23 protein-coding genes are annotated in these 22,686 nt (G+C 70.6%); 14 read left to right on the top strand and 9 right to left on the bottom strand.

The features are described from left to right. The first annotated feature begins 51 nt into the window (after positions 1-51). Entirely contained in the window at positions 52-612 is a 561-nt protein-coding gene (locus AB0M93_RS37170; protein ID WP_364283040.1) for a TetR family transcriptional regulator, read from the top strand. Between the two features lie 21 nt (positions 613-633). Beyond that, positions 634-1,083 (top strand): GNAT family N-acetyltransferase, encoded by a 450-nt coding sequence (locus AB0M93_RS37165; protein ID WP_364282936.1) that lies wholly within the window; start codon positions 634-636, stop codon positions 1,081-1,083. Here the strand turns inward: AB0M93_RS37165 and AB0M93_RS37160 are convergent. The 3 genes from AB0M93_RS37160 to AB0M93_RS37150 all read right to left on the bottom strand — a co-directional run bounded on the left by AB0M93_RS37160 (position 1,067) and on the right by AB0M93_RS37150 (position 2,684). Next, positions 1,067-1,228: a DUF397 domain-containing protein gene (locus AB0M93_RS37160; RefSeq protein WP_364282933.1), complete on the bottom strand. Its 162-nt coding sequence runs from the start codon at positions 1,226-1,228 to the stop codon at positions 1,067-1,069. The genes AB0M93_RS37165 and AB0M93_RS37160 overlap by 17 nt on opposite strands. 1 nt (position 1,229) lies before the next feature. Continuing rightward, positions 1,230-2,069: a helix-turn-helix transcriptional regulator gene (locus tag AB0M93_RS37155; RefSeq protein ID WP_364282930.1), complete on the bottom strand. Its 840-nt coding sequence runs from the start codon at positions 2,067-2,069 to the stop codon at positions 1,230-1,232. 81 nt (positions 2,070-2,150) lie between these two features. Then, positions 2,151-2,684 carry a YbhB/YbcL family Raf kinase inhibitor-like protein gene (locus AB0M93_RS37150; protein ID WP_364282928.1) on the bottom strand — a complete coding sequence of 178 codons (534 nt, stop codon included), beginning with the start codon at positions 2,682-2,684 and terminating at the stop codon, positions 2,151-2,153. 174 nt (positions 2,685-2,858) lie between these two features. On the opposite strand from AB0M93_RS37150, the gene AB0M93_RS37145 reads away from it, so the two are divergent. The 7 genes from AB0M93_RS37145 to AB0M93_RS37115 all read left to right on the top strand — a co-directional run bounded on the left by AB0M93_RS37145 (position 2,859) and on the right by AB0M93_RS37115 (position 10,198). Next, a complete protein-coding gene (locus AB0M93_RS37145) occupies positions 2,859-3,629 on the top strand; it encodes a DUF4097 family beta strand repeat-containing protein (RefSeq protein WP_364282925.1) in 771 nt (256 codons plus the stop codon). Positions 3,630-3,657: 28 nt separating this feature from the next. Next, positions 3,658-3,891 (top strand): hypothetical protein, encoded by a 234-nt coding sequence (locus tag AB0M93_RS37140; protein WP_364282923.1) that lies wholly within the window; start codon positions 3,658-3,660, stop codon positions 3,889-3,891. A gap of 67 nt (positions 3,892-3,958) precedes the next feature. Continuing rightward, complete coding sequence (locus AB0M93_RS37135; RefSeq protein WP_364282920.1) at positions 3,959-5,401, top strand: alpha/beta hydrolase; 1,443 nt, start codon at positions 3,959-3,961, stop codon at positions 5,399-5,401. Between the two features lie 584 nt (positions 5,402-5,985). Next, the gene (gene dnaK / locus AB0M93_RS37130) at positions 5,986-7,860 is read left to right on the top strand and encodes a molecular chaperone DnaK (protein ID WP_364282917.1); all 1,875 of its coding nucleotides are present in this window, start codon (positions 5,986-5,988) and stop codon (positions 7,858-7,860) included. Next, entirely contained in the window at positions 7,857-8,564 is a 708-nt protein-coding gene (gene grpE, locus AB0M93_RS37125) for a nucleotide exchange factor GrpE (RefSeq protein ID WP_364282915.1), read from the top strand. The genes dnaK and grpE overlap by 4 nt, the downstream gene beginning before the upstream one ends. A 30-nt stretch (positions 8,565-8,594) precedes the next feature. Next, positions 8,595-9,767 (top strand): molecular chaperone DnaJ, encoded by a 1,173-nt coding sequence (gene dnaJ / locus AB0M93_RS37120; RefSeq protein ID WP_364282912.1) that lies wholly within the window; start codon positions 8,595-8,597, stop codon positions 9,765-9,767. A gap of 5 nt (positions 9,768-9,772) precedes the next feature. Continuing rightward, entirely contained in the window at positions 9,773-10,198 is a 426-nt protein-coding gene (locus tag AB0M93_RS37115) for a helix-turn-helix transcriptional regulator (protein WP_364282909.1), read from the top strand. 84 nt (positions 10,199-10,282) lie between these two features. Here the strand turns inward: AB0M93_RS37115 and AB0M93_RS37110 are convergent, their stop codons facing one another. From AB0M93_RS37110 to AB0M93_RS37090, 5 genes are all read right to left on the bottom strand, one after another. Beyond that, complete coding sequence (locus AB0M93_RS37110) at positions 10,283-10,813, bottom strand: DUF305 domain-containing protein (protein WP_364282906.1); 531 nt, start codon at positions 10,811-10,813, stop codon at positions 10,283-10,285. Then, complete coding sequence (locus AB0M93_RS37105) at positions 10,810-11,577, bottom strand: lytic polysaccharide monooxygenase (RefSeq protein ID WP_364282903.1); 768 nt, start codon at positions 11,575-11,577, stop codon at positions 10,810-10,812. Before AB0M93_RS37105 ends, AB0M93_RS37110 begins: the two co-directional genes overlap by 4 nt. A gap of 146 nt (positions 11,578-11,723) precedes the next feature. Continuing rightward, the gene (locus tag AB0M93_RS37100; RefSeq protein ID WP_364282900.1) at positions 11,724-12,440 is read right to left on the bottom strand and encodes a dienelactone hydrolase family protein; all 717 of its coding nucleotides are present in this window, start codon (positions 12,438-12,440) and stop codon (positions 11,724-11,726) included. Between the two features lie 75 nt (positions 12,441-12,515). Then, entirely contained in the window at positions 12,516-13,661 is a 1,146-nt protein-coding gene (locus AB0M93_RS37095; protein WP_364282898.1) for a globin domain-containing protein, read from the bottom strand. 308 nt (positions 13,662-13,969) lie between these two features. Next, on the bottom strand, positions 13,970-15,145 hold the full coding sequence (locus AB0M93_RS37090; RefSeq protein ID WP_364282896.1) for a globin domain-containing protein: 1,176 nt from the start codon (positions 15,143-15,145) through the stop codon (positions 13,970-13,972). Positions 15,146-15,399: 254 nt separating this feature from the next. Here AB0M93_RS37090 and AB0M93_RS37085 point away from each other — a divergent pair, with 254 nt between their 5' ends. The 4 genes from AB0M93_RS37085 to AB0M93_RS37070 all read left to right on the top strand — a co-directional run bounded on the left by AB0M93_RS37085 (position 15,400) and on the right by AB0M93_RS37070 (position 20,828). Then, positions 15,400-15,885, top strand: coding sequence for a MarR family winged helix-turn-helix transcriptional regulator (locus AB0M93_RS37085; RefSeq protein WP_364282893.1), 486 nt, complete (start codon positions 15,400-15,402; stop codon positions 15,883-15,885). Positions 15,886-15,984: 99 nt separating this feature from the next. After that, the gene (locus AB0M93_RS37080) at positions 15,985-17,172 is read left to right on the top strand and encodes an MFS transporter (protein ID WP_364282890.1); all 1,188 of its coding nucleotides are present in this window, start codon (positions 15,985-15,987) and stop codon (positions 17,170-17,172) included. A 96-nt stretch (positions 17,173-17,268) separates the two neighbouring features. Beyond that, entirely contained in the window at positions 17,269-19,863 is a 2,595-nt protein-coding gene (clpB, locus tag AB0M93_RS37075) for an ATP-dependent chaperone ClpB (protein ID WP_364282888.1), read from the top strand. 197 nt (positions 19,864-20,060) lie between these two features. Continuing rightward, on the top strand, positions 20,061-20,828 hold the full coding sequence (locus AB0M93_RS37070) for a hypothetical protein (protein WP_364282885.1): 768 nt from the start codon (positions 20,061-20,063) through the stop codon (positions 20,826-20,828). Here AB0M93_RS37070 and AB0M93_RS37065 read toward each other — a convergent pair. Beyond that, positions 20,825-21,760, bottom strand: coding sequence for a hypothetical protein (locus AB0M93_RS37065; RefSeq protein WP_364282882.1), 936 nt, complete (start codon positions 21,758-21,760; stop codon positions 20,825-20,827). The genes AB0M93_RS37070 and AB0M93_RS37065 overlap by 4 nt on opposite strands. 69 nt (positions 21,761-21,829) lie before the next feature. Here AB0M93_RS37065 and AB0M93_RS37060 point away from each other — a divergent pair, with 69 nt between their 5' ends. Beyond that, positions 21,830-22,597 (top strand): SDR family oxidoreductase, encoded by a 768-nt coding sequence (locus AB0M93_RS37060; protein WP_364282879.1) that lies wholly within the window; start codon positions 21,830-21,832, stop codon positions 22,595-22,597. Positions 22,598-22,686 lie beyond the last annotated feature (89 nt).

Here is a 22,686-nt window from a genome sequence, read left to right as displayed (position 1 = left end):
GTACGTCGCTCTTTGTTTCGGGACGATCGTTCCGGTAGTTTTCACCCGATGGTGAAGCTGCAGACGGACGGCCGCAAAGCGCGCGGCGAGAAGCGGCGGGCCGAACTCATCGAGGCCACGCTGCGGATCATCGAGCGTGACGGCGTGGCCGGCGTCACCCACCGGACCGTCGCGGCCGAGGCCGGCGTGCCGACGACGTCCACGACCTACCACTTCTCGTCGCTCGACGACCTCCTGGTCGCGACGCTCATCTCCTGCGCCCGCGACATGGCGACCGAGGTCTACTGGATGATCGACCGGGCCCGGTCCCGCGGCTCACGCGGCGCCGAGGAGGTCGCGGGCCTGCTCGCCGAGGCACTCGGGCCGCGGCGCGGGCGCACGATGGCGGAGTACGAGCTGTACCTGCTGGCCGCGCGGAAGCCGGAGCTGCGCCCGGCCGCGCGTCGCTGGCTGGACGTCCTGACGTCGATGGTCCGCCACGACGACGAAGTGGCGTTCCGGGTGTTCCTCGCGGGCATCGACGGGCTGCTCATCCAGGGCCTGATCGACGACGAGCCGCCGTCGGCGGAGGAGCTGCGGCCGGTGGTGGACTACCTGCTGAAACCGCGTTGACGGCTGTCCTAGTTTCGGATCATGCGGACCTTCGGTGACTACGAACTCGACGACGACCGGACGCGGCTGGACCTCGACGTGGTGTGGAAGTTCCTCTCCACCGAGGCGTACTGGGGCCGCTGGCGCACGCGTGAGCAGGTCGAAGCGGCCATCGACGGCTCGTGGCGGGTGGTCGGCGCCTACCGCGACGGCTCGATGGTCGGGTTCGCCCGTGCGTTCTCCGACGGCGTCTCGTCGGCGTACCTCGCCGACGTCTTCGTCGTCGACTCCGCGCGTGGTAGCGGGCTCGGCAAGGAGATCGTGCGGGAGATGATCGACAACGGTCCCGGCGCCCAGTTCCGCTGGATGCTCCACACCGCCGACGCGCACGGGCTGTACCGCCAGTTCGGCTTCGCCGAACACACCAAGGGCCACTACCTGGAGCGCGAAGGGCCCAACGCGGGAAACTTCGTCGCTAACGCAGGTCGGTGAGGAGGGCGTCCCACGATCGGGTGGTGATTTCGAGGGTGCCGCCTGGGCGGTCCTTCGTGTCGCGGATCCGCACCACCTCGGCGAGCGCCACTTCCACGCACTCGGCCTCCGGACCGCTGTAGCTGGACTTCCGCCAGTTGTGCACGTCAGGCCTCCAAGCCGGCGATCACCCCCTCGATGAACGCGCGCGATTCCGCCGTGCTCAGCGCGAGGGACGCCATAGTCCGCGCGGCGGACTTGTAGTCCGACACCTGATCCTCATCGTAGATGTAGGCGCTGCCGCGGTACTGGTCCAGAAAGACGATGGCAGGCAGGTCCGAGTACTCGAAGACGCTGAACGAGCCGTTGAGCCCCGGGTGGTAGTCGCCGCCGGACGGAACCACCCGCACCTCGAACCGCCGCGGCAGTTCGAGGAGGTGGCGGAGCTGGTCAAGCAGCGTTTCGGTGCCGCCGATCTCCTGCCGGAGCGCAATCTCCCCGAGCACGAACGAACACTCGGGCGCGCGGTACTCGTGCAACGCCGCCTGGCGGATCATCCGGACCTTCAGCCGCTGTTCGATCAGCTGAGCCGGAGTGCCGCCGAGCGCCAGGATCGCCCGGGCGTAGTCCGGCGTCTGCAGCAGGCCGTGCACCAGCATCGGCTGCCAGCTGAAGATCGCGGCCGCGGTGCGCTCGTACTCGGCCAGCGTCGTGAGGATCGCGGGCGCGTCCGGCATCTCCTTCTCGGCCCAATTCGGCTCACGCGCGGTGCGGGCCAGGTCGAACAGCCTGTCGCGCTCCTCGCCGAGCACCCTGAGCTGCCCGAGCAGGAGCGCGACCTCTTCGATCTTGGGCACCCGCAGGCCAAGCTCCCAATGGGACAGTTCGGCCGCGTGCACGTCCGTGGCGCGGGCCAGCTCGCGCAGCCCGTACCCGCGCGCCTTCCGCGCTTTCCTCAGCCCGAACCCCAGCGCTCTCGACCGGGGTGTCGCTATCGGTGGTGGCATGAGCGCAGTGTGTCATCGGGGTCCGACAAAAACGGGCCCGGCTCCGTTGCCGATCGGCAACAGCGCCGGGCCCGGGAAACCTCAGCCCTTGTTCTCGTACACCGGCGTCAGCACCGCGCGGGCCAGCGTGTGCCCGAACATGTTGAAGCCGAGGAACGCCGGCGTCGCGTCTTCCGGCACCTCGAGCTTGTCGAGATCGAGGGCGTGCACCGCGAAGTAGTAGCGGTGCGGGCCGTGCCCGGGCGGGGGCGCCGCGCCGAGGAACTGCTTGACCCCGCCGTCGCCCTTCAGCGTCACCGCGCCGTCGGGAAGGCCGGAGCCGTCACCCGCGCCGGACGCCAGCTCCGTCACCGAAGCCGGGATGTTGAACACGGCCCAGTGCCAGAACCCGCTGCCCGTCGGGGCGTCCGGGTCGTAGCAGGTGATCGCGAAGCTCTTCGTCTCCGCCGGGAAGCCTTCCCACGACAGGTGCGGCGATCGGTCCTCGCCGCCGGCGCCGAAGATGCCCGACAAATGGGGCGTGGCCAGGGTTTCGCCGTCGGCGACGTCGTTGCTGCGCAGGGTGAACGACGGCACGTCGGGCAGGGATTCGTAGGGGCCGGGTGCTTGCGGCATGGATCCTCCTGATCACGGAACTGGAGTCTTCGGCCAGGCTAGGCCCCGGGCTCCTCCCGCGCGTCTCAGGGAGGGATCTCAGGGTCTTTCGGGGGGTTACCCCCATGTACGGCCCCTTCACCTCGTCATAACGTTTCTCACGCAGAAGAAACAACACTGAGGGGACCAACGACCATGGCGCGCCCGCTTCTGGCTCTGGGAGGCATCGTCCTGATCGGCGTCGGCCTGGCGACCGCATTCGGGTGGGGGTGGGGTTCGGACTTCCAAAACACCGACACGGTTTCGCAACCCATCCGCAGCGTGAAGCTGGAAGCCGATTCGGGGTCGGTGAAGGTCCGCGCCGGCTCGGGGGCGACGACGGTGCGCCAGGAGGTCGGCTACCACTGGCGCAGCAAGCCGGACGGGCCGTTCTACCGCGTCGAGGGCGATCAGCTGGTGCTCGGCTCGTGCGGCACGAACTGCACGGTGGACTTCGAGGTCGTCGTACCCGCGGGGGTGCCGGTGACGGGGGACATCGACTCGGGCGGGCTGGACGTCGCCGGAATGTCCAGTGTGGACGTCCACGTCGATTCCGGGCACGCGAAGGTCGAGGATGTGGCCGGCGCGGTGAAGCTGCGGATGGACAGCGGTTCGATCGACCTGGACAACGTCGGGCCGGTCCAGCTGCAGAGCGAGTCCGGCAGCATCACCGGCAGCGAGGTGCACGGTCCGGTCGACGTGACGTCGTCCAGCGGCAGTGTCGAATTCACGCTGGTGCGGGCGAACGACGTGAAGGTGCACGCCGAGAGTGGCGGTATCGACCTGACGGTGCCGGGCGGGCCGTACCGCGTCGAGGGCGGCAGCGACAGCGGGCACCGCGACATCGGCGTGCAGAACGACGGGTCCGCTCAGCACGTGCTGGACCTGACGACCGAAAGCGGCAACGTCACGGTCCGCGCGGCCTGACCTTTCTCTTACTACGGGGGCTTTTCCGATGGGCAGGATCGAACGGCGCGTGCTGGTGGCCGCGCTGCTGGGGGCGATCGCGACGTTCGGCGTCGTGGGCTTCGCGCGCGGGGAATCCGCGGAGACGCCGGCGCAGGGGGTGCCGGTCTCCGTGGATTCCCACTATCGAGTGACTTCTTGGGTCGGCACGCCGGCGGAAGTCGTTGTGCAGCAAGGAAACTCCGATTTCTTCTTCGCTTCCTGGACCGGCCGCCGCTCCTGATTTGTCGGTGGTCGCTGTTAGGAAGGAAGCACGCCGAAGGCCGGCGTGCAGGGGGAGGAAACGGATCATGAACATGCGCCGGGTTGCCGCGATCTTCGCGGTGCTCGTGGTCATGGCGGCGGTGCCGGCCGTCGCTTCGGCTTCGGTTCTGACGTGGCACTCGTGTGCCACGCAGCAAGAACCGACAGCGGAGTGCGCGACGGTCGACGTGCCGATCGACCGCGCGCGGCCGGAACTCGGGTCGGCGCAGCTCGCGCTGGCCCGGCTGCCCGCGCTCGATCCCGGCGGGCGGATCGGCTCGCTGCTGGTGAACCCCGGCGGGCCGGGTGGCTCCGGCGTCGGGTTCGTGCAGTTCGGCGGGCTGGCCTCGCCGGACCTCGGTGCGCTGCGGCAGCGGTTCGACATCGTGGGGTTCGACCCGCGCGGCGACTGGTTCAGCACGCCCCGCATCACGTGCGACCCGGCGACGCTGTTCGACCCGGCGCTGGACCGGTTCCCGTCGACGCGGGCGGGGTTCGACGCGCTCGCGGCGCACAACCGCAAGGCGGGCGAGGACTGCCTGGCCAGGACCGGGCCGCTGCTGGCGAACGCGGACACGCAGAGCGCGGCCGAAGACATCGAGACGATCCGGGCCGCGCTCGGCGAGCCGCGGATTTCCTGGCTGGGCCTCTCCTACGGCACCGAGCTGGGCGCGGTCTACGCGTCGAAACACCCGGACCGGGTGCGGACGATGGTGCTCGACGGCGCGATCGACCACGCGCGGCAGTTGCGCCAGGCGATCCTCGAGGAGGCCGCGGCCACGGAGGACGCGCTGGTCCGGTTCGCGGACTGGTGCCGGCGCTCGGCCGGCTGCGCCCTGCACGGCCAGGACGTCCTTCGTTTCTACGACGCCGTCGTGGCGAGGGCGGCCCGCGGCGGGATCTGGTCCGGTGACCTGGGCCGGCCCGCGACGGCCGACGAGGTCTCGGCGGGCGTCTACAACCACCTCTACATCCGGGACGACTGGCCGGCACTGGGCACGGCGCTGGCCGCGGCCGGCGGCGAGTTCCCGGACGCGCGGGCGCTGACCGAGCGGAACCAGTTCCTGTCCCCGATCTACGGCGCCTACCGGTCGATCGGCTGCCACGACTTCCCGTCGCCGTTCACCGGGCCGGCGGACATGGGCCTGATGGCCGGGCTCCTCCGCGTGGCGGCGCCGCACAGCTGGCGGTATTCGGAGTACTGGGACCTGACCAGCGGGTGCGCGGGCTGGCCGGTCCCGGCGAAGAACCCACCCCAACCCCATCCGGTCCACGGCGCCCCGCCGATCCTGGTCGTCGGCGGCGCGCACGACCCGGCGACACCGCTGGCGTGGGCCCGCGGCCTGGCGGCGAGCATCGACGACGCGGCTCTGCTGACCCGCACCGACGACGGTCACACGGGGATGTTCAACTCCGCCTGCGCCCGGGCGGCCGAGGTGACGTACCTGGTGAACGGGGTCGTGCCCGGCCGTGGGGCGGTGTGCCGGTGAGCGGGTGAGGCGGGATCATCCGCCGGGGTCGGGGTCGGGGTCGGGGTCGGGGGTCGGGGGCCGGAGGCGAGCGAGGTGGGCTCAAGGGCGGACGCGCCTGCCCGTGGGCGCTCGGCCTGGCCACGCCGACGGCGCTGCTGGACGGCAGCGGCCGCGGCGTCCAGCTCGGCGTGCTGATCAAGGGCCTCGAGCTGCCGCCGTGGTGCGGTCCGCGGTGGCTGCCGACCGTGGCCGGGCGGTGCGCTCGCGCGGCTGCGCTCCTGGGTGGGGACGGCGTTCCCGCGGCGCTCCCAGGTCGCGGGCGGCGTGCCCGCAGCGGCTGCGCTGCTGGTCGCGGGCGGTTGCCCGGGCTCTGCACCTTCGGGTGATCGGCGTCACAGCCGATCCGGGCCCACTCGGGAGCCGGACCCGGGAACAAGAACCCCCACCGCCTCGTTAGGCTGGGTACAGAGGTTGAGCGCAGTCGACTCAAGTCCGGCTTGACGAGGTGCGCGAAGGCCCGATAAAACTTGCCAGGGCCTCGCTCAAGGCGAGCATGAACCTGCAGGTCACGAACATAGCAGCCGTAAACAGGAGGAAGCACCATGGCGCGAGCGGTCGGCATCGACCTCGGCACGACCAACTCGGTCGTCGCCGTCCTTGAGGGCGGCGAGCCGACGGTCATCGCCAACTCGGAAGGCTCCCGGACCACCCCGTCGATCGTCGCCTTCGCCAAGAACGGCGAAGTGCTGACCGGTCAGCCGGCGAAGAACCAGGCCGTCACGAACGTCGACCGGACGATCCGGTCCGTGAAGCGGCACATCGGCACCGACTGGAAGACCGAGATCGACGGGAAGAACTACACCTCCCAGGAAATCAGCGCGCGCGTGCTGATGAAGCTGAAGCGCGACGCCGAGGCGTACCTGGGCGAGACGATCACCGACGCGGTCATCACCGTCCCGGCGTACTTCGAGGACGCCCAGCGGCAGGCCACCAAGGAAGCCGGGCAGATCGCCGGCCTGAACGTGCTCCGCATCGTCAACGAGCCGACCGCCGCCGCGCTGGCGTACGGGCTGGACAAGGGCGAAAAAGAGCAGACCATCCTGGTCTTCGACCTCGGTGGTGGCACCTTCGACGTCTCGCTGCTGGAAATCGGTGAGGGCGTCGTCGAGGTCCGCGCCACCTCCGGTGACAACCACCTCGGTGGTGACGACTGGGACGAGCGCATCGTCAAGTGGCTGGTCGACAAGTTCAAGGCCACGAACGGCATCGACCTGACCAAGGACAAGATGGCGCTGCAGCGCATCCGCGAGGCGGCGGAGAAGGCGAAGATCGAGCTGTCCAGCTCGAACTCGGCCAGCATCAACCTGCCGTACATCACCGTGGACGCGGACAAGAACCCGCTGTTCCTCGACGAGACGCTCTCGCGCGCCGAGTTCCAGAAGATCACTTCGGACCTGCTCGACCGCACCAAGGCGCCGTTCAACAACGTCATCCGCGACGCGGGCATCTCCGTCGGCGACATCGACCACGTCGTGCTCGTGGGTGGTTCCACCCGCATGCCGGCCGTCGCCGAACTGGTCAAGGAGCTGACCGGCGGCCGCGAGCCGAACAAGGGCGTGAACCCGGACGAGGTCGTCGCCGTCGGCGCGGCGCTGCAGGCCGGGGTGCTGAAGGGCGAGGTCAAGGACGTCCTGCTGCTGGACGTGACCCCGCTGTCGCTCGGCATCGAGACCAAGGGTGGCGTGTTCACCAAGCTCATCGAGCGCAACACCACGATCCCGACCAAGCGCTCGGAGATCTTCTCCACCGCGGACGACAACCAGCCGTCGGTGCAGATCCAGGTGTTCCAGGGTGAGCGCGAGATCGCCGCGCACAACAAGAAGCTCGGCATGTTCGAGCTGACCGGTCTCCCGCCTGCCCCGCGTGGCGTGCCGCAGATCGAGGTCACCTTCGACATCGACGCCAACGGCATCGTGCACGTGACCGCGAAGGACCTGGGCACGAACAAGGAACAGTCGATGACGATCACCGGTGGCTCCGCGCTGCCGAAGGACGACATCGAGCGCATGGTCAAGGACGCCGAGGCCCACGCCGAGGAAGACAAGAAGCGCCGCGAGGAAGCGGAGACCCGCAACCAGGCGGAGACGCTGGTCTACCAGACCGAAAAGTTCGTCAAGGACAACGACGACAAGCTGCCCGAGGACCTCAAGGGCAAGGTCAAGTCCGCGATCGACGAGGCCAACGAGTCGCTGAAGGGCACGGACTCGACCAAGATCCGCGAGGCGATCGAGAAGCTGAACGCCGCTTCGCAGGAACTGGGCACCGCCCTGTACGCCAACGCGAACGCCGACGCCGCGGCCGGTGCCGCGGGCGGTGCGGGTGCGGGTGCGGCCGGGGACGCCGGTGCGGCCGGCGGCCAGGCCAAGGCCGATGACGTGGTGGACGCCGAGATCGTCGAAGAGGACGAGAAGAAGTGACCCACAGCTACGACGAATCCGAGAACCAGGGCCGAGGCCCCGAGGAGCCGGTGGTCGTGCGTGACCGACGTCGGGTGGACCCCCAGACCGGGCAGGTTCGCCCGCCCGGTCCGGCCCACGCCGCGCCGGAACCCGACGAGGCGCCCGTCGAACACGCGGGGCCCTCGCTGGGTGAGTCCATTATGGACGATTCGGTGTCGGTCGTCTCCGACGTGGAGAAGGAGCTGTCGGAGCGCACCGCCGACCTCCAGCGCCTGCAGGCCGAGTACGCCAACTACCGCAAGCGGGTCGAGCGTGACCGCGAAGCGGTCGTGATCGGCGCGAAGGCGACCGTGGTGAACGACCTGCTGCCGCTGCTCGACGACCTCGAGCGGGCCGAGCAGCACGGTGACCTCACCGGCGCGTTCAAGGCCGTCGGTGACAAGCTGATCAGCGGCCTGCAGCGCGCGGGCCTGGAATCGTTCGGTACCGAGGGCGAGCCCTTCGACCCGAGCGTGCACGAGGCCGTGCAGCACAACACCTCGCCGGACGTGGCGGGCCCGACGGTCACCGTGGTCATGCGCCGCGGGTACCGCTTCGGGGACCGCGTACTGCGGGCGGCGCTGGTCGGCGTGACCGACCACGAGCCCGGCGCGGCCCAAGGGGACCCGTCCGTGGGTGGCGAGCTGCCACTCGACGGCGGAGTCGATGAGCAGCAGCAGTAAGAGAAACCCAGTGGAAGGAGGAGACGCCCGATGAGTGCACGGGAATGGATCGGCAAGGACTTCTACCGTGAGCTGGGCGTCTCCTCCGACGCCACCGCTGACGAAATCAAGAAGGCCTACCGGAAGCTGGCCAAGGAGAACCACCCGGACGCGAACGCCGGCAACGCGCAGGCGGAGCAGAAGTTCAAGGCGGTCTCCGAGGCCTACGGCGTGCTCTCCGACGCGAGCAAGCGCAAGGAGTACGACGAGGCGCGGCGCCTGTTCGGCGGTGCGGGCGGCTTCAACTTCCCCGGAAGCGGAAGTGGCACCGGCAGCTTCGACATGGGCGACATCTTCGGCCAGGCCGGCGCCGGTCAGCAGGGCGGTTTCGGCGGGCTCGGCGACATCCTCGGCGGCCTGTTCGGCCGCGGCCGGACGTCGGCGGGCGCGACGGCGAACCGGCCGCAGCGCGGTGCCGACGTCGAGACGGACGTCCGGATCGACTTCACCGAGGCGGTCAAGGGCGCGACCCTGCCGCTGCGGCTGTCGAGCCCGGCGACCTGTGCGACGTGCAGCGGCAACGGTGCGCGGCCGGGCACGTCGCCGCGGACCTGCCCGACGTGTTCCGGTTCGGGGCTGGTCAGCCGCAGCCAGGGCGCGTTCGCGTTTTCGGAGCCGTGCCGCGACTGCCGCGGCCGCGGGACGATCATCGACGACCCGTGCCCGGAGTGCGGCGGCGAAGGCATCAGCACGCGGACCCGCACGCTGACCGTCCGGATCCCGCCGGGCGTCGACGACGACCAGCGCATCCGGCTGGCCGGCCAGGGCGAACCGGGTCGGGGCGGCGCGCAGGCCGGTGACCTGTACGTCCGGGTGCACGTGGCCCCGCACCCGCTGTTCGGGCGCAAGGGCCTCGACCTGACGATCACCGTGCCGGTGGACTTCACGGAGCTGACGCTCGGCACCACGATCACGGTGCCGACGCTGGAGGCCAAGGTCTCGCTCAAGGTGCCGCCGGGCACGGCGAGCGGACGGGTGCTGCGCGTGCGCGGCAAGGGCATCGCCAAGCGTGACGGTTCGCAAGGTGACCTGCTCGTCACCCTCCAGGCGGCGATTCCCGCCAAACTGGACGACAAGGCGCGCGAGGCACTGCAGGCGTACGCCGAGGCGATGGCCGGGCACGACCCCCGGCCCGAGATCACCGAGCTGCTGCAAGGTAGGTGAGAGTGGTGTTCGGCGGGATTCCCCAGGAAGGGGACGAGGAGACCCCGGTGTTCGTCATCTCGGTGGCGGCCCAGCTCGCCGGGATGCACGCGCAGACGTTGCGCACGTACGACCGGCAGGGCCTGGTCTCGCCGGGCCGCACCGCCGGCGGCGGCCGGCGCTACTCGATGCGGGACATCGCGCTGCTGCGCGAGGTCCAGCGCCTGTCGCAGGAGGATGGCGTCAACCTGGCGGGCATCAAGCGCATCATCGAGCTGGAGAACCAGGTCGACGCGCTCCGCGCCCGGATAACCGAGCTGACGGAAGAACTGACCGCGGCGTACATGGCGGCGGAACAGGCCGCGGCGGCGGCGCACGCGTCCTATCGCCGGGACCTGGTCCCGCTCAACCAGCAGACGGCGTTGGTGGTCTGGCGCCCCAAGCGCCGCTGACGACTTGAACGACGAGGGCCTCCCCGGGCGACCGGGGAGGCCCTCTTGCGTGCGCAGTCCCTCCCGGCTGCTCACCGCCGCGGGTTACGTCTTGACGTTCAGCAGCTGCTTGACCTCCGCCGTCCGGGACTCGATCACCCGCCGGGCCAGGTCGCGGGCCTGGGCGTTCACCCCGCCGCCCGGACCGTTCTCCGTCTGGGCCAGCTCGACCGCTCCCTGCTGCTGGCCCGTCAGCACGTCCAGGAACCGGCGGGTGAACTCGCTGTCCGGCGCCGACTGCAGTGCTCCCACCAGGTCCGGCGACGTCATCTTCATGCCGCCGTGGCCCGCGTGGGCCTGGGGGTTCGTGTCCATCGCCGCCGGCTGGTCCCACTCGCGGAGCCAGCGGCGCATGTCCGTCACCTCGGTCTGCTGCGTCACCTCGATCGCCGCCGCCAGTTCCTTCACCGACGCCGGCAGGGGGCGGGCCGCGGCGAGCCGGACGATCTCCACCCCCTGCTCGTTCTGGGGGATCAGCATCTGCAGGAACATCACGTCGGCCGCGTTGTACGAAGGAGCGGCCGTCGTCGCGCAGCCGGTCAGCAGCAGCGCGACGACGGCCAGGACCAACCTCACTGGCGCTGCCACAGCGCCGGGGTGTTCGGCGGCTCCCAGCCCGCGATCGCCGTGTGCGCCTGGAGGCAGCGGTAGCTCGCGCCGCCGTACGTCACCACGTCGCCCGCCTTGTACGCCGTGCCCGCCGCCCAGGTGCCGCCCGTGGGCGGGGTGGTCGTCGTGGTGGTGGGCGGCGGCGGGGTCGTCGTGGTCGGGGGCGCGGGCGTCGTGGTGGTCGGCGGCGGCGGGGTGGTGGTGCCGCCCCCGCCCACCTGCAGGTCGATGCAGCTGTAGAACGCGTTGGCCGTGTCCGCGATGTTCCAGATGGCCAGCACCTTGATCCGGCCCGAGTACCCGGCCAGGTTCACCGTGTGCGACAGCGTCGACGGCGGCTGCTGGTTGTTGCCGTTGAACACCGCGACGCGGGTGTTGCCCACGTAGTACTCGTAGCTCAACGTCGAGTGCCGGGCGGTGAAGACCCAGTTGAACGTCACCGTCGTGCCCACCGACTTCGCCGGCCACGGCTTCGACTCGTCGGCCAGCTCGGCGAACTGGGACAGACCGGCGTTGCAGCTGCGCAGCCCCTTCGGGCCTTCGACGCTCTGCGGTTCGTAGATGATTTCGCCGCAGTTGGGGACCTTTCCGGCCGCGCAGTTGGCCTGCCGGCTGGGCGGATCCGACACGTATCCGTGGGCACTCGCGCTGGTGGCGGGGAGGACGACGACCAGCACCGGTGCGAGCAGGGCACCGGCCGCGGCCGCGAAGAGCTTTCGTTTCCAGGTCATTTCGGCTCCTCGAAGGGGAACAGCGTCGTTCCGCCGGGAAGGACGAACGAGCACATCCGGGGAAGATGTGGTCTAGACCATAAGAGGATTCGGGCACAACGGTCAACGAACTACCGCCGTTCGACGAATTCGCTGCTCCGCTCGGCTCAGTGCGAAGGTCGGGCCGGCTGCTGCAGGTGTTCGCCGAAGAACGCCGTCACCCGGCGCCACGCGTCCTCCGCCGATTCGTGGTGGTAGGTGAAGCCGACCACCTTGAGCAGCAGGTTCACCGGTGCCGCGGTGTCGATCTTGTTGGCGAACCCGTGGCTCGCGTCCGGGTACTCCTTGACGTCGTGCGGGATGCCGCGCTCGGTGAGCGCCGTCTCGAGCTTCGCCGCGGCGCCGCGCAGGCCGAAGTCCTTCTTCCCGAAGCTGGCGACGATCGGGCAGGCGTCGTCCAGCACCGACAGGTTCTTCGGCAGCTGCCCGTAGTACGGCGCTGACGCCTCGAAGCCGCGTGACGCCGCGACGAGCGCGAAGCCGCCGCCCATGCAGAACCCGGCGATGCCGACCCGGCCCGAGCAGTCCGCTCGCTCGGTCAGCAGGGTGCGGGCGGCCACGATGTCGTCGAACGTGCGCCCCTGGTTCGCGAACATGTCCGAGAACACCCGCCGCACGCAGCGGCGCATGCCGCCGCGGGAATACAGGTCCGGGCTCAGCGCCAGATATCCCTCGCGGGCGAAGCGGTCGGTGATGGTTTTCGTGTCCTGGCTCAGCCCGAACGCGTCGTGGATGAGCACCACCCCCGGATGCGGTCCGGCGCCCGCGGGTTCCGCCAGGTAGCCACCGATCGTGCCGTCCGAAACCGGAATAGTCATCTCCATATCGGTGAAGATAGCGACAATCCGCCGGTTCGGCGCCCGATCGCTGAGAGTCTCTCAGCGCATTACGGACAAACCTCAGTCCTGGGTGAACGGGTCGTACGATATTCGTTCCAGATCGATCCCCTTCGCCAGCAGCTTCGCGACGGTCGCCTGGATCATCGGCGGCGAACCGGAAACGAGGACGTCGTGGTTCTCCCACGAACCGCGCTGGGTCACGGCGTGGGCGAGCGTGCCGCGGTCGCCGCCGGCCAGCGCGCCCTCCTCGGTGACCGGGGTGACGGTCAGCCACTTCGACGTCGCCGCCAGCCGGCGGAGGTCGTCCAGCGCGTACAGGTCCTCCGGCCGCTTGCCGCCGAAGAACAGGTGCACCGGCGGGTTCCGCTTCCAGCGCGAAAGGTCGTCGAGGATCGCCAGCAGCGGCGTGATGCCGGTGCCGCCGCCGATCATGAGCAACCGGCGCTTCGCGGCGGTCGGGCGCACAGTCAGCACGCCCATCGACGGCCCCAGGCGCCAGACGTCGCCCGGCCGCGTGTGGTTGACGATGCTGCCGCTGACCCAGCCCCCGGGCACCGCGCGCACGTGGAAGGTGAGCTCGCCGTCGCCGCGGGGAGCGTTCGCCGGGGAGAAGTACCGCCAGAACCGGGGCCGCTGCGGCACTTCCACGCTGACGTACCCGCCCGAGCGGTACGGCAGCAGGCCCTCCGTGCGCACCTTCACCAGCGCGACGTCGCGGGCGAGCTTCCGGTGCTCCAGCACGGTCGCCGACCACGCGGCCGGCCCGGTCTCGGCCTGCGCGGCCTCGCGCATCGTCTTGGCGATGATCCCGTAGGCCGTGGTCCACGCGGATTCCACCTCGGGCGTCCACTTTTCCTTCAGAAATCGTTTCAACGCGGCGATCAGCGCGACGCCGACGGCGTCGTAGTGGCGCGAGACGACGGAGAACTTCCGGTGGTCGCGGCCGAGCTGCCCGAGGAAGGTGGCCAGTTCGTCGGGCCGGTCGACCATCTGCACCACGTACACCAGCGCGCGCAGCAGCCGGCTGCGCTGGGTCGTCATGGTGACCGGGAACAGATCGCGGCAATCGGGCGCGACCACGAACAACGCGCCGTAGAAGTACTGCGCCAGTTCGTCGGCTTTCGGTTCGATCGCTGCAAAGCTTTCACGAATCAACCGGGCCAGTTCGCGACCTTCCACGGCCGAAACGGGCAGCGGTTCGGGCATTGCGGAGATCTTCACGGATTCAGCACTCATCGGGAACGGTAATCTCCAGTCCTGCAAAGGCTTTTCATGCCGTGCACGCGGCGTCGCTGTGCGGTGCCGCCCCCGAGGGTTCCCGACTGTAGGCGAATTCCCGTGCAGATGCGCGTGATTCCGCGCGTTCCCGCTCGAACGGAGCAATTCGGCCACGTGCGGTCAACCCCGCCTGGCATAGGGTAAAAATGATCACGCCCGCCGGGTAAATCCGTTACTCGTTGCTGATTCCCGAGGCGTAACGAAATTGCGCGCGGGAGCGACCCGCGCGCGGTGCGCTAGTCGATCGTGAACGGGTCGTACTGGATCTGGTCCAGCGCGCTGCCCGCGACGAGCATGCGCGACACCGTCGCGCGGATCATGGCCGGCGAGCCGGACACGAGGATGTCGTGGCCGGGCCACGCGCCGTACCGCGTGACGGCTTCGGCGAGCGTGCCCTGCTCGAACCCCGGGACGTCGCCGCCGCGCTCCACCACCGGCGTGATGTGCAGCCACGGGTTGGTGGCCGCGAGCGCGCGCAGCTCTTCGAGGTCGTAGAGGTCCTCACGCGCCGGCCCGCCGTAGAACAGGTGCGTCTTCGGGTTCTCGCCCCACAGCGCGAGGTGGTCGAGGATCGCCCGCAGCGGCGCGACGCCCGTCCCGCCGGCGACCATCAGCACGCCCCGCGACGACTCCCGGTCGACCGTCATCCGGCCCAGCGGCGGCCCGAGCCGCCAGACGTCACCGGGCTGCGTGTGGCTGACGATGGCGCGGGACACCCAGCCGCCGTCGATCGCGCGGACGTGGAACTCGATGCCGCCGTCCTCGCGCGGCGCGTTGGCCGGCGAGAGGTAGCGCCACAGCCGCGGCCGCTGCGGCACTTCGACGCTCACGTACTGGCCCGGGTGGTACGGCACGGGCTGGTCCGGCACCAGCCGCACGAGGGCGAGGTCCCAGGTCAGCCGCCGGTGCTCGACCACGGTGGCCGACCACGACGGCGGGTTCGTGTCGGACGCGGCCGCGTCCTGCATGGCCCGGGCGGCGATGGTGAACGCCTCGGCCCACGCCCGTTCGACCTCGGGCGTCCACTCGCGGCCGAGGTGGTTCTTCAGCGACGCCAGCAGCGCGGTGCCGACCGCTTCGTAGTGCCGCGGCACCACGCCGAACTTGCGGTGGTCGCGGCCCAGCTGGCGCAGGAACGGCGCGAGGTCGTCGGGCCGGTCGACCATCTGCACGATGTGCACCAGCGCGCGCACCAGCCTGCCGCGCTGGATCTCCATGTTGATCGGGAAGAAGTCGCGCGTGGTCGGGGCGAGGGTGAACAGCATCCCGTAGAAGAACTGCGAGATGTCCGCGATGTACGGCTCCGACTTGGCCCAGCTGTCCCGGATGAGCCGGACCATCGCCGTGACGGCCGCGGGGGCTTCACGCGGGGCCGAAGACCGGGGGAACGGGCTGACGGAATCGGCTGTCATGAGCGGTTGTTCACGGGTCGGGGACCGCCTCCGGGGTCCTTCGCCACTGCTGCCACCTCGTCACTCAACGTCACTGGAATACGCCTCGCGTACCGCCCGTCCGCAGGGTAGCGGGCAGGCAGCCTTTTGCCCGCATTGTTGCTCCGACCGGGTGTATCCGCCCCGGTCAGGCGTGGGCGACCTCACCGGGGAGATGGTTGTCGCGAGCAAGTGTCCGGCAATAAACTTGTATGGCACAACCAAAGGAGGGTCCGATGGGCTTCGACGACACCGACGACGACGTCCGCGTCGAGCTCATGCGCGAACTGAAGACGGCTTCCCAGCTCCAGCACGCCTGGGTCATGCAGGCCTGGCAGAGCGAGCCCGGGCTGCACCCGGCGGCCGCGATGCTGCTGTCCGACCTGGCGAAGAACGGCGAGGCCCGTCCCTCCGAGCTGGCGAAACGCCGGTTCGTCGACCTCTCGGTCGTGAGCAGGCAGATCACCCAGCTCTCCGCCGCCGGGCTGGTCGACCGCCGTCCCGCGCCCGAGGACGGCCGGGCGTCGCTGGTGAGCGTGTCCGAGAAGGGCCGGGCCGAGCTCGCCCGCTGGCGCGTCAACTACCTGGAGTTCATGGAGAAGGCGCTCGGCGGCTGGGACGACGAGCGCGTCACCGAGCTCACCGGGCGGCTCGCGGAGATGAACGCCGACCTCCGGCGCGCGCTCGGCAGCGCGGCCTGCCTGGCCGACACGAACAAGTGACAGGGCGGCCGGAAGGCATACCGGAAGTGGCTTTGGACCCTGCGGAAAGTGTCCGTTCGGTCCTGACCTGAAAGCGTTGCCCAGGGTTAACGTCGGTGGGTGACGCGTGACCGGGTCGCACTGCTGTGCGCGCTGGGGATCGACAACTTCGGCTCAGGTCTGTTCCTCCCGTTGGCACTGGTCTACGTGACGCAGGTGATCGGGATGCCGCTGGCGGTGGCCGGCACCGCCGTCACGCTCGGTGCCGTCGGAGGGCTCGTCATCCCGCCGCTCGCCGGGCGGCTCGTGGACCGCGTCGGGCCCCGCGCCGTGGTGGTCGGCGCCCAGCTGCTGCAGGCCGCGGGCGCGGGCGCGTACCTCGTCGCCGACGGCGCGGGCCCGGTGATGGCGGCCGCCGTCCTGCTGTCCGCCGGGCAGCAGCTGTTCTACAGCTCCCTGTTCGTGCTCATCGCCGACGTCGCGGGCGACGTCCCGAAGGATCGGCCGTTCGCCGAGGCGGGGATGGTGCGGGCCGCCTGCTTCGGCCTCGGCGGCCTGACGGCGGGCCTGCTGCTGACGTGGCTCGGGGACACGGGCTACCGCATCGCGCTCGCCGTGGACGCGCTGACGTTCTTCGTGGCCGCGTCGATCCTCGTCGTCAGCGTCCGGCTCGTGCGGCCGCACCGGCAGGACCGCGAACGGTCGGTCCGGGTCCTGCGCGACCGGCCCTACCTCGCGCTGATCCTCTTCAGCGGGCTCTTCGGGCTGTCGCTGGACTTCTTCCTGATCGGCACGCCGGTGTTCGTGCTCGACCGGCTGCACGGCCCGGCCTGGCTGCCGGGCGCGATCCTGGCCCTGCTCACCGTGGTGACCAGCGTCGGCGGCACGCTCGCGCTGCGGCTCACCGCCCGGTTGACGCGGATCGCGGCGATGCGGGCCGGTTCGGCGCTGTTCTCCGTCTGGTGCGTGGTCAGCCTGGGCGTGCTCCTGGTGCCCGACGGCTGGCAGGTCGCCTACCTGCTGGCCTCGACGCTGGTGTTCGCCGCCGGCGACCTGGTCTTCGGGCCCCGGTCGGGGGCGCTCGCCGAAGCCGCGGCACCCCCGGTCGCCCGCGGACGTTATCTCGCCGCGTACCAGTACGCGTTCACCGTGGCGCAGGTGCTGGCGCCCGCCGTGGTCTCGTTGTTCTCGGTCGCCGACTGGTTACCCTGGGTGCTGGTCGGGGCGTGCGCGGGCTTGGCCGTGGCCGGGCTCGGGATGCTCGGTTCGCGGTTGCCGGCGAGCGCCGTCGCACCCGGTCGAAGTTGAGCGGAACAGACTCAAGTTTTCCTGCGTTAGGGATAGTGTCAGGCACGGTCAGGGCCTGTCACCTGGACTTCTGAAGTACCGAGCATGAGGTGAGGGATGGACGCTTTCAACCCGACCACGAAGACCCAGCAGGCGATCTCGTCCGCGGCGCAGGCGGCCACCATGGCCGGCAACCCGCACGTGTCGGCCGCCCACCTGCTGGGCGCCCTGCTGGCGCAGGGTGAGGGGCTCACCGCACCACTGCTGACCGCGGTCGGGGCCGACCCGGGGGTGGTGCACAAGGAGCTCGAACCGCTCATCGCGGCGCTGCCGTCGGCGACCGGCGCGACCGTGTCGAGCCCGCAGTTCGACACCTACGCGGTCAAGTCGCTGACGCGCGCCCAGAAGCTCGCCACCGAGCTGGGCGACGAGTACGTCTCGACCGAGCACCTGCTCGTCGGGCTCGCGACCGAGGGCGGGCAGGTCGCCGACCTGCTCAAGCGCCACGGCGCCACGCCGGACGCGCTGCAGGAGGCGTTCGCCAAGGTCCGCGGCTCCGCCCGGATCACCAGCGCCGACCCGGAAAGCACGTTCAAGGCGCTCGAGAAGTACGGCGTCGACCTCACCGAGCGCGCCCGCGCCGGCGAGCTGGACCCGGTCATCGGCCGCGACACCGAGATCCGCCGCGTCGTGCAGGTGCTGTCGCGGCGCACGAAGAACAACCCGGTCCTGATCGGCGAGCCGGGCGTCGGCAAGACGGCCATCGTCGAGGGGCTGGCCCAGCGCATCGTCGCCGGGGACGTGCCCGAGTCGCTGCGCGGCAAGCGCGTCGTCGCCCTCGACCTCGGGTCGATGGTGGCCGGCGCGAAGTACCGCGGCGAGTTCGAAGAGCGGCTGAAGGCCGTGCTCAAGGAGATCACCGAGTCCGCGGGCGAGGTCATCACCTTCATCGACGAGCTGCACACCATCGTCGGCGCCGGCGCGACCGGCGAGGGCGCGATGGACGCGGGCAACATGATCAAGCCGATGCTCGCCCGCGGCGAGCTGCGGATGGTCGGCGCGACCACGCTCGACGAGTACCGCCAGCACATCGAGAAGGACGCCGCCCTGGAGCGGCGCTTCCAGCAGGTGCTCGTCGGCGAGCCGTCGCCGGAGGACACCATCGCGATCCTGCGCGGGCTGAAGGAGCGCTACGAGGTGCACCACGGTGTCCGGATCACGGACGCCGCGCTGGTCGCCGCCGCGACGCTGTCCGACCGCTACATCACCGCGCGCTTCCTGCCGGACAAGGCGATCGACCTGGTCGACGAGGCCGCGTCGAAGCTCCGCATGGAGATCGACTCGCGGCCGGTGGAGATCGACGAGGTCGAGCGCGCCGTCCGTCGCCTGGAGATCGAGGAGATGGCGCTCGCCAAGGAGAGCGACGCGGCGTCGAAGGAGCGGCTCAACAACCTGCGGGCCGAGCTGGCCGAGAAGCGCGAGACGCTGACGGCGCTGACCGCGCGCTGGCAGAACGAGAAGGGCTCGATCGAGCGCGTCCGCGAGCTCAAGGAGCAGCTCGAGCAGCTGCGCGGCGAGTCGGAGCGCGCCGAGCGCGACGGCGACCTCGGCAAGGCCGCCGAGCTGCGCTACGGCCGGATCCCGGCGCTGGAGAAGGAGTTCGAGGCGGCCACCGCGGCGAGCGAGGCCAGCCAGCAGAACGTCATGCTGAAGGAAGAGGTCGGCGCGGACGACGTCGCGGACGTGGTCAGCGCGTGGACCGGCATCCCGGCGGGCCGGCTGCTGGAGGGTGAGACCGGCAAGCTGCTCCGGATGGAGGAGGAGCTGACCCGGCGCGTCATCGGGCAGGCCGAGGCCGTGCAGGTCGTCGCGGACGCCGTCCGCCGCAGCCGGGCCGGCGTCGCCGACCCCGACCGGCCGACCGGTTCGTTCCTGTTCCTCGGCCCGACCGGCGTCGGCAAGACCGAGCTGGCCAAGGCGCTGGCCGAGTTCCTGTTCGACGACGAGCGCGCGATGCAGCGCATCGACATGAGCGAGTACGCCGAGAAGCACTCGGTGGCGCGCCTGGTCGGTGCCCCGCCGGGGTACGTCGGCTACGACCAGGGCGGCCAGCTCACCGAGGCCGTCCGGCGCCGCCCGTACTCGGTGGTGCTGCTCGACGAGGTGGAGAAGGCCCACCCGGACGTCTTCGACGTGCTGCTGCAGGTCCTCGACGACGGGCGGCTGACCGACGGCCAGGGCCGGACGGTGGACTTCCGGAACACCATCCTGATCCTGACCTCGAACCTCGGCTCGCAGGCCATCGCCGACCCCGGGCTCGACGAGCGGCAGCGGCGGGACGCGGTGCTCGAGGTGGTGCAGCGGCAGTTCAAGCCGGAGTTCCTCAACCGGCTCGACGACATCGTCGTGTTCCACTCGCTCGGCACCGAGCAGCTGACGTCCATTGTGGACATCCAGATCGCCCGGCTCGCCAAGCGGCTGGCCCAGCGGCGGCTGAACCTGGACGTCACCGACGGCGCCCGCGAGTGGCTCGCGCTCAACGGCTTCGACCCGATCTACGGCGCCCGGCCGCTGCGGCGGCTGGTCCAGTCGGCGATCGGCGACAAGCTGGCGAAGGAGCTGCTGTCGGGCGAGGTCCGGGACGGCGACACCGTGCGCGTCGACAGCCCGGAGCTCGAAGCCGGCGACTCGCTCACCGTCACCCGCGTCTGACCCCTCGTGAGTGGTAAGGCGAGTTCTAACTCGCCTTACCACTCACGACAGCCGCGGCAGACCACGAAGCCGGGGCGTCCACAGTGGCTTGTGGCGATTTGTCGACCCGGCCCGGTGCGGAAAATGCTCCGAATGGGCCCGGCGACACGGGGACCGGCGATCATCCCTCCGGCGTAACAGGCGATACCCTGGCCGTCGTGGGTATTCCGGCGTGGATCTGGTTCGTCATCGCGGCCGTCGCCCTGGTGGCGGGGCTGGGGCTGCTCGCCGCCGACCGGGCGAAGGAGGGCTCGCGCAACCGCGAGCGCATGCGCTGGGCGCAGCTGCGCGGCTGGCAGTTCGTCGAGGAGGACGAGCGGCTGCCGCAGCAGTGGTCCAACGGCGCGATCGGCTACTTCGGCGCGGACGCCGCGGTGAACGTCGTCGCGGGTTCGACCTTCACCTCCGACGGCCGCCGCCCGGTGTTCATCTTCGACATCGAGACCGAGGGGCAGATCCCCGCCGTCGTCGTCGCCGTGCGCTGCAACAAGAAGCACCGGATCCCGATCGAGATGTGGCTGTCCAGCGTGCCGTTCCAGCGGGCCGACATGCCCGAGATGCTCGGCCCGATCGGCTCGCGCTACGCCTTCGCCGACGACGCCGACGGCGCCCGCGTCGTGATCACCCAGGAGCTCGTCGACGCCGCGGACCAGCTCGGCGGTGACGTCGGCGTGGCCTGGCTGGAGAACGAGTGGGTGCTCGCCAGCGTCGCCCCGACCGCCGGGCCGTCGCGGCTGGAGCGCCTGCTGCGCGACCTGGGCGAGATCGCGGACATCGTCGACCCGTTCGACGAGGACTACGACGCCGGACGGCACCAGGCGAGCGCCCCCGTTCCGTCCGAGGCCACCGCACCCGCGGCGCCGGGCAACCCGGCGGCCGGGACGCCGGTGCCGCCGCCCGCGGACGCACCGCCGAGCGAAAGCTAGAAGCCGAGCACCGGCTGGTCGAACACGCTGAGGGCCGCCGACCGGTCGAGCGTGCCGCGCACCGACGTCGTGCTGCCTTCGGCGTGCACGACGCGGTCGACGCCGAGGTCGCCGCGGATCGAGCCCTCCGGCCCGGCCGGGCCGAGGGACTGGGTCGTCTTCGCCAGCGCCCAGGCCGGCCCCAGCTGGCCGCCCGCTTCGTGCTGCTGCCCCAGGTCGAGGACGCCGGTGAGCTGGCCGGCCGCGTGCTGCTCGGACGTCATCCCGACCGCGCCCACCCGGCCGAGGTCGACGGCCTGGCCGGACGACCGGCGGGCCGACAGCGCGCCCTGGAGGTCGCCGGCGAAGCTGCCGTGCAGGCCGCCGTCAGCCTGTTCGGCGTTCTGGCTCAGCACGTCGACCCCGTCGGCCAGCCAGACGCCGTGGGTCGTGCCTTCGCCGATCCCGGCCCGGCGCTCGACGTAGCCGCCGAGGGGGGCGAACGAAAAGTCCTGCCCGACGCCCTGGCCGAGCCGCTGGCTGTTCCCGGTGCCCGTGCGGACCTGGCCGAGACGCAGCGTGTGCCGGCCGGTGCGGCCGAACGAGTCGGTCTCCTGCGACGCCGACGCCGACGCCGTCTCCGCCTGCCGTTCCTCGCGGCGGGTGGTCGCGGACGCCGTGAGGTCGTTGCCGAGCATCGCGCCGGCGATGTCCTTCGCGACGAAGTCGTGGCGCGTGGCGGTCACCGTCTCGCGCACCACCGTGGACCCGTCCTCGCCGGTGGTCGAGACGTCCCGCCCGAACGTGCTGTCGTCGTGGTGGTCGAGCGGCAGGGTGAGCTCGGCCGGGGACGCCAGCGCGGTGGCAGGCGCCGCGAAGAGCAGCGCGACGGGAGCCGCGCCGGCGGCGACCTTGGGCAGATAGCCGCCTTTGCGCCTGCTGTGCTTACCCATGCGGCGGACCATACTTCCCCGCCGAATCGAACGCACGTCCGCCCGTGACCAGCGAGTATGTTCACCCACATGACCACCACCGCTCTCATCACCGGGGCCACCGCGGGCATCGGCGCGCAGTTCGCGCGCACGCTCGCCGCCGAAAAGCGCGACCTGGTGCTCGTCGCCCGTGACGTCGCGCGGCTGGAGGCGTACGCCGCTGAACTGCGGGAACGCCACGGCGTCGCGGTCGAGGTGCTCCCCGCCGATTTGTCCGAAGTGGACGGACGGGCGGCGGTCGAGGAGCGGCTCGCGGCGGCCCCGGTCGACCTCCTGGTGAACAACGCCGGGTTCGGGCTGAACGGCGACTTCTGGACCATCCCGCCGGACGCGCTCCAGCGGCAGCTCGACGTCAACGTCACCGCCGTCCTGCGGCTCACCCGGGCCGTGCTGCCCGGCATGATCGAACGCGGTCACGGCGAAATCATCCAGGTCAGCAGCGTGGCGGGGTTCTTCAGCGGCCGCGGCTCGACCTACACGGCGAGCAAGAACTGGGTCACCTCCTTCACCGAGGGCATCGCCGCGTCGCTGCCCAAGGGTGTCCGGATGATGGCGCTCTGCCCCGGTTTCACGGCCACCGAGTTCCACGAGCGCGCCGGCATCGGCAAACCCGGCCCGAAAATCGCCTGGTTGGGTGTCGAACAGGTGGTCAACGAGGCACTCGCGGACCTGCGCCGCGGCAAGGTGATCTCCGTGCCGAGCCTGCAGTACAAGGCCGTCGTCGCGCTTGGCGGCCTGCTGCCGCGCGCGGTGCTGCGCCGGGTCAGCGGCGGGTTCGGCGGCAAGGGCCGCACCTGACGCCACCGGGGCACTTTCACGTGAAAGTGCCCCGGTAGGGATGTCCCTACCCACAAGACGCGCGTGCGCACCAGGGTGATCCGGGGGCC

This window comes from Amycolatopsis sp. NPDC051102 (assembly GCF_040682815.1).
GTDB lineage: Bacteria > Actinomycetota > Actinomycetes > Mycobacteriales > Pseudonocardiaceae > Amycolatopsis.
Note: the sequence above shows the minus strand (reverse complement) of the source record. Positions and strands in the feature narration are given on the sequence as shown.

Excerpts from the sequence above, each read along its gene's own strand:
- AB0M93_RS37165 (WP_364282936.1), top strand. The coding sequence starts at position 634 with ATGCGGACCTTCGGTGACTACGAACTCGACGACGACCGGACGCGGCTG.
- AB0M93_RS37155 (WP_364282930.1), bottom strand. The coding sequence starts at position 2,069 with ATGCCACCACCGATAGCGACACCCCGGTCGAGAGCGCTGGGGTTCGGG.
- AB0M93_RS37150 (WP_364282928.1), bottom strand. The coding sequence starts at position 2,684 with ATGCCGCAAGCACCCGGCCCCTACGAATCCCTGCCCGACGTGCCGTCG.
- AB0M93_RS37145 (WP_364282925.1), top strand. The coding sequence starts at position 2,859 with ATGGCGCGCCCGCTTCTGGCTCTGGGAGGCATCGTCCTGATCGGCGTC.
- AB0M93_RS37140 (WP_364282923.1), top strand. The coding sequence starts at position 3,658 with ATGGGCAGGATCGAACGGCGCGTGCTGGTGGCCGCGCTGCTGGGGGCG.
- AB0M93_RS37135 (WP_364282920.1), top strand. The coding sequence starts at position 3,959 with ATGAACATGCGCCGGGTTGCCGCGATCTTCGCGGTGCTCGTGGTCATG.
- dnaK (WP_364282917.1), top strand. The coding sequence starts at position 5,986 with ATGGCGCGAGCGGTCGGCATCGACCTCGGCACGACCAACTCGGTCGTC.
- dnaJ (WP_364282912.1), top strand. The coding sequence starts at position 8,595 with ATGAGTGCACGGGAATGGATCGGCAAGGACTTCTACCGTGAGCTGGGC.
- AB0M93_RS37105 (WP_364282903.1), bottom strand. The coding sequence starts at position 11,577 with ATGACCTGGAAACGAAAGCTCTTCGCGGCCGCGGCCGGTGCCCTGCTC.
- AB0M93_RS37100 (WP_364282900.1), bottom strand. The coding sequence starts at position 12,440 with ATGGAGATGACTATTCCGGTTTCGGACGGCACGATCGGTGGCTACCTG.
- AB0M93_RS37095 (WP_364282898.1), bottom strand. The coding sequence starts at position 13,661 with ATGCCCGAACCGCTGCCCGTTTCGGCCGTGGAAGGTCGCGAACTGGCC.
- AB0M93_RS37090 (WP_364282896.1), bottom strand. The coding sequence starts at position 15,145 with ATGACAGCCGATTCCGTCAGCCCGTTCCCCCGGTCTTCGGCCCCGCGT.
- AB0M93_RS37085 (WP_364282893.1), top strand. The coding sequence starts at position 15,400 with ATGGGCTTCGACGACACCGACGACGACGTCCGCGTCGAGCTCATGCGC.
- clpB (WP_364282888.1), top strand. The coding sequence starts at position 17,269 with ATGGACGCTTTCAACCCGACCACGAAGACCCAGCAGGCGATCTCGTCC.
- AB0M93_RS37065 (WP_364282882.1), bottom strand. The coding sequence starts at position 21,760 with ATGGGTAAGCACAGCAGGCGCAAAGGCGGCTATCTGCCCAAGGTCGCC.
- AB0M93_RS37060 (WP_364282879.1), top strand. The coding sequence starts at position 21,830 with ATGACCACCACCGCTCTCATCACCGGGGCCACCGCGGGCATCGGCGCG.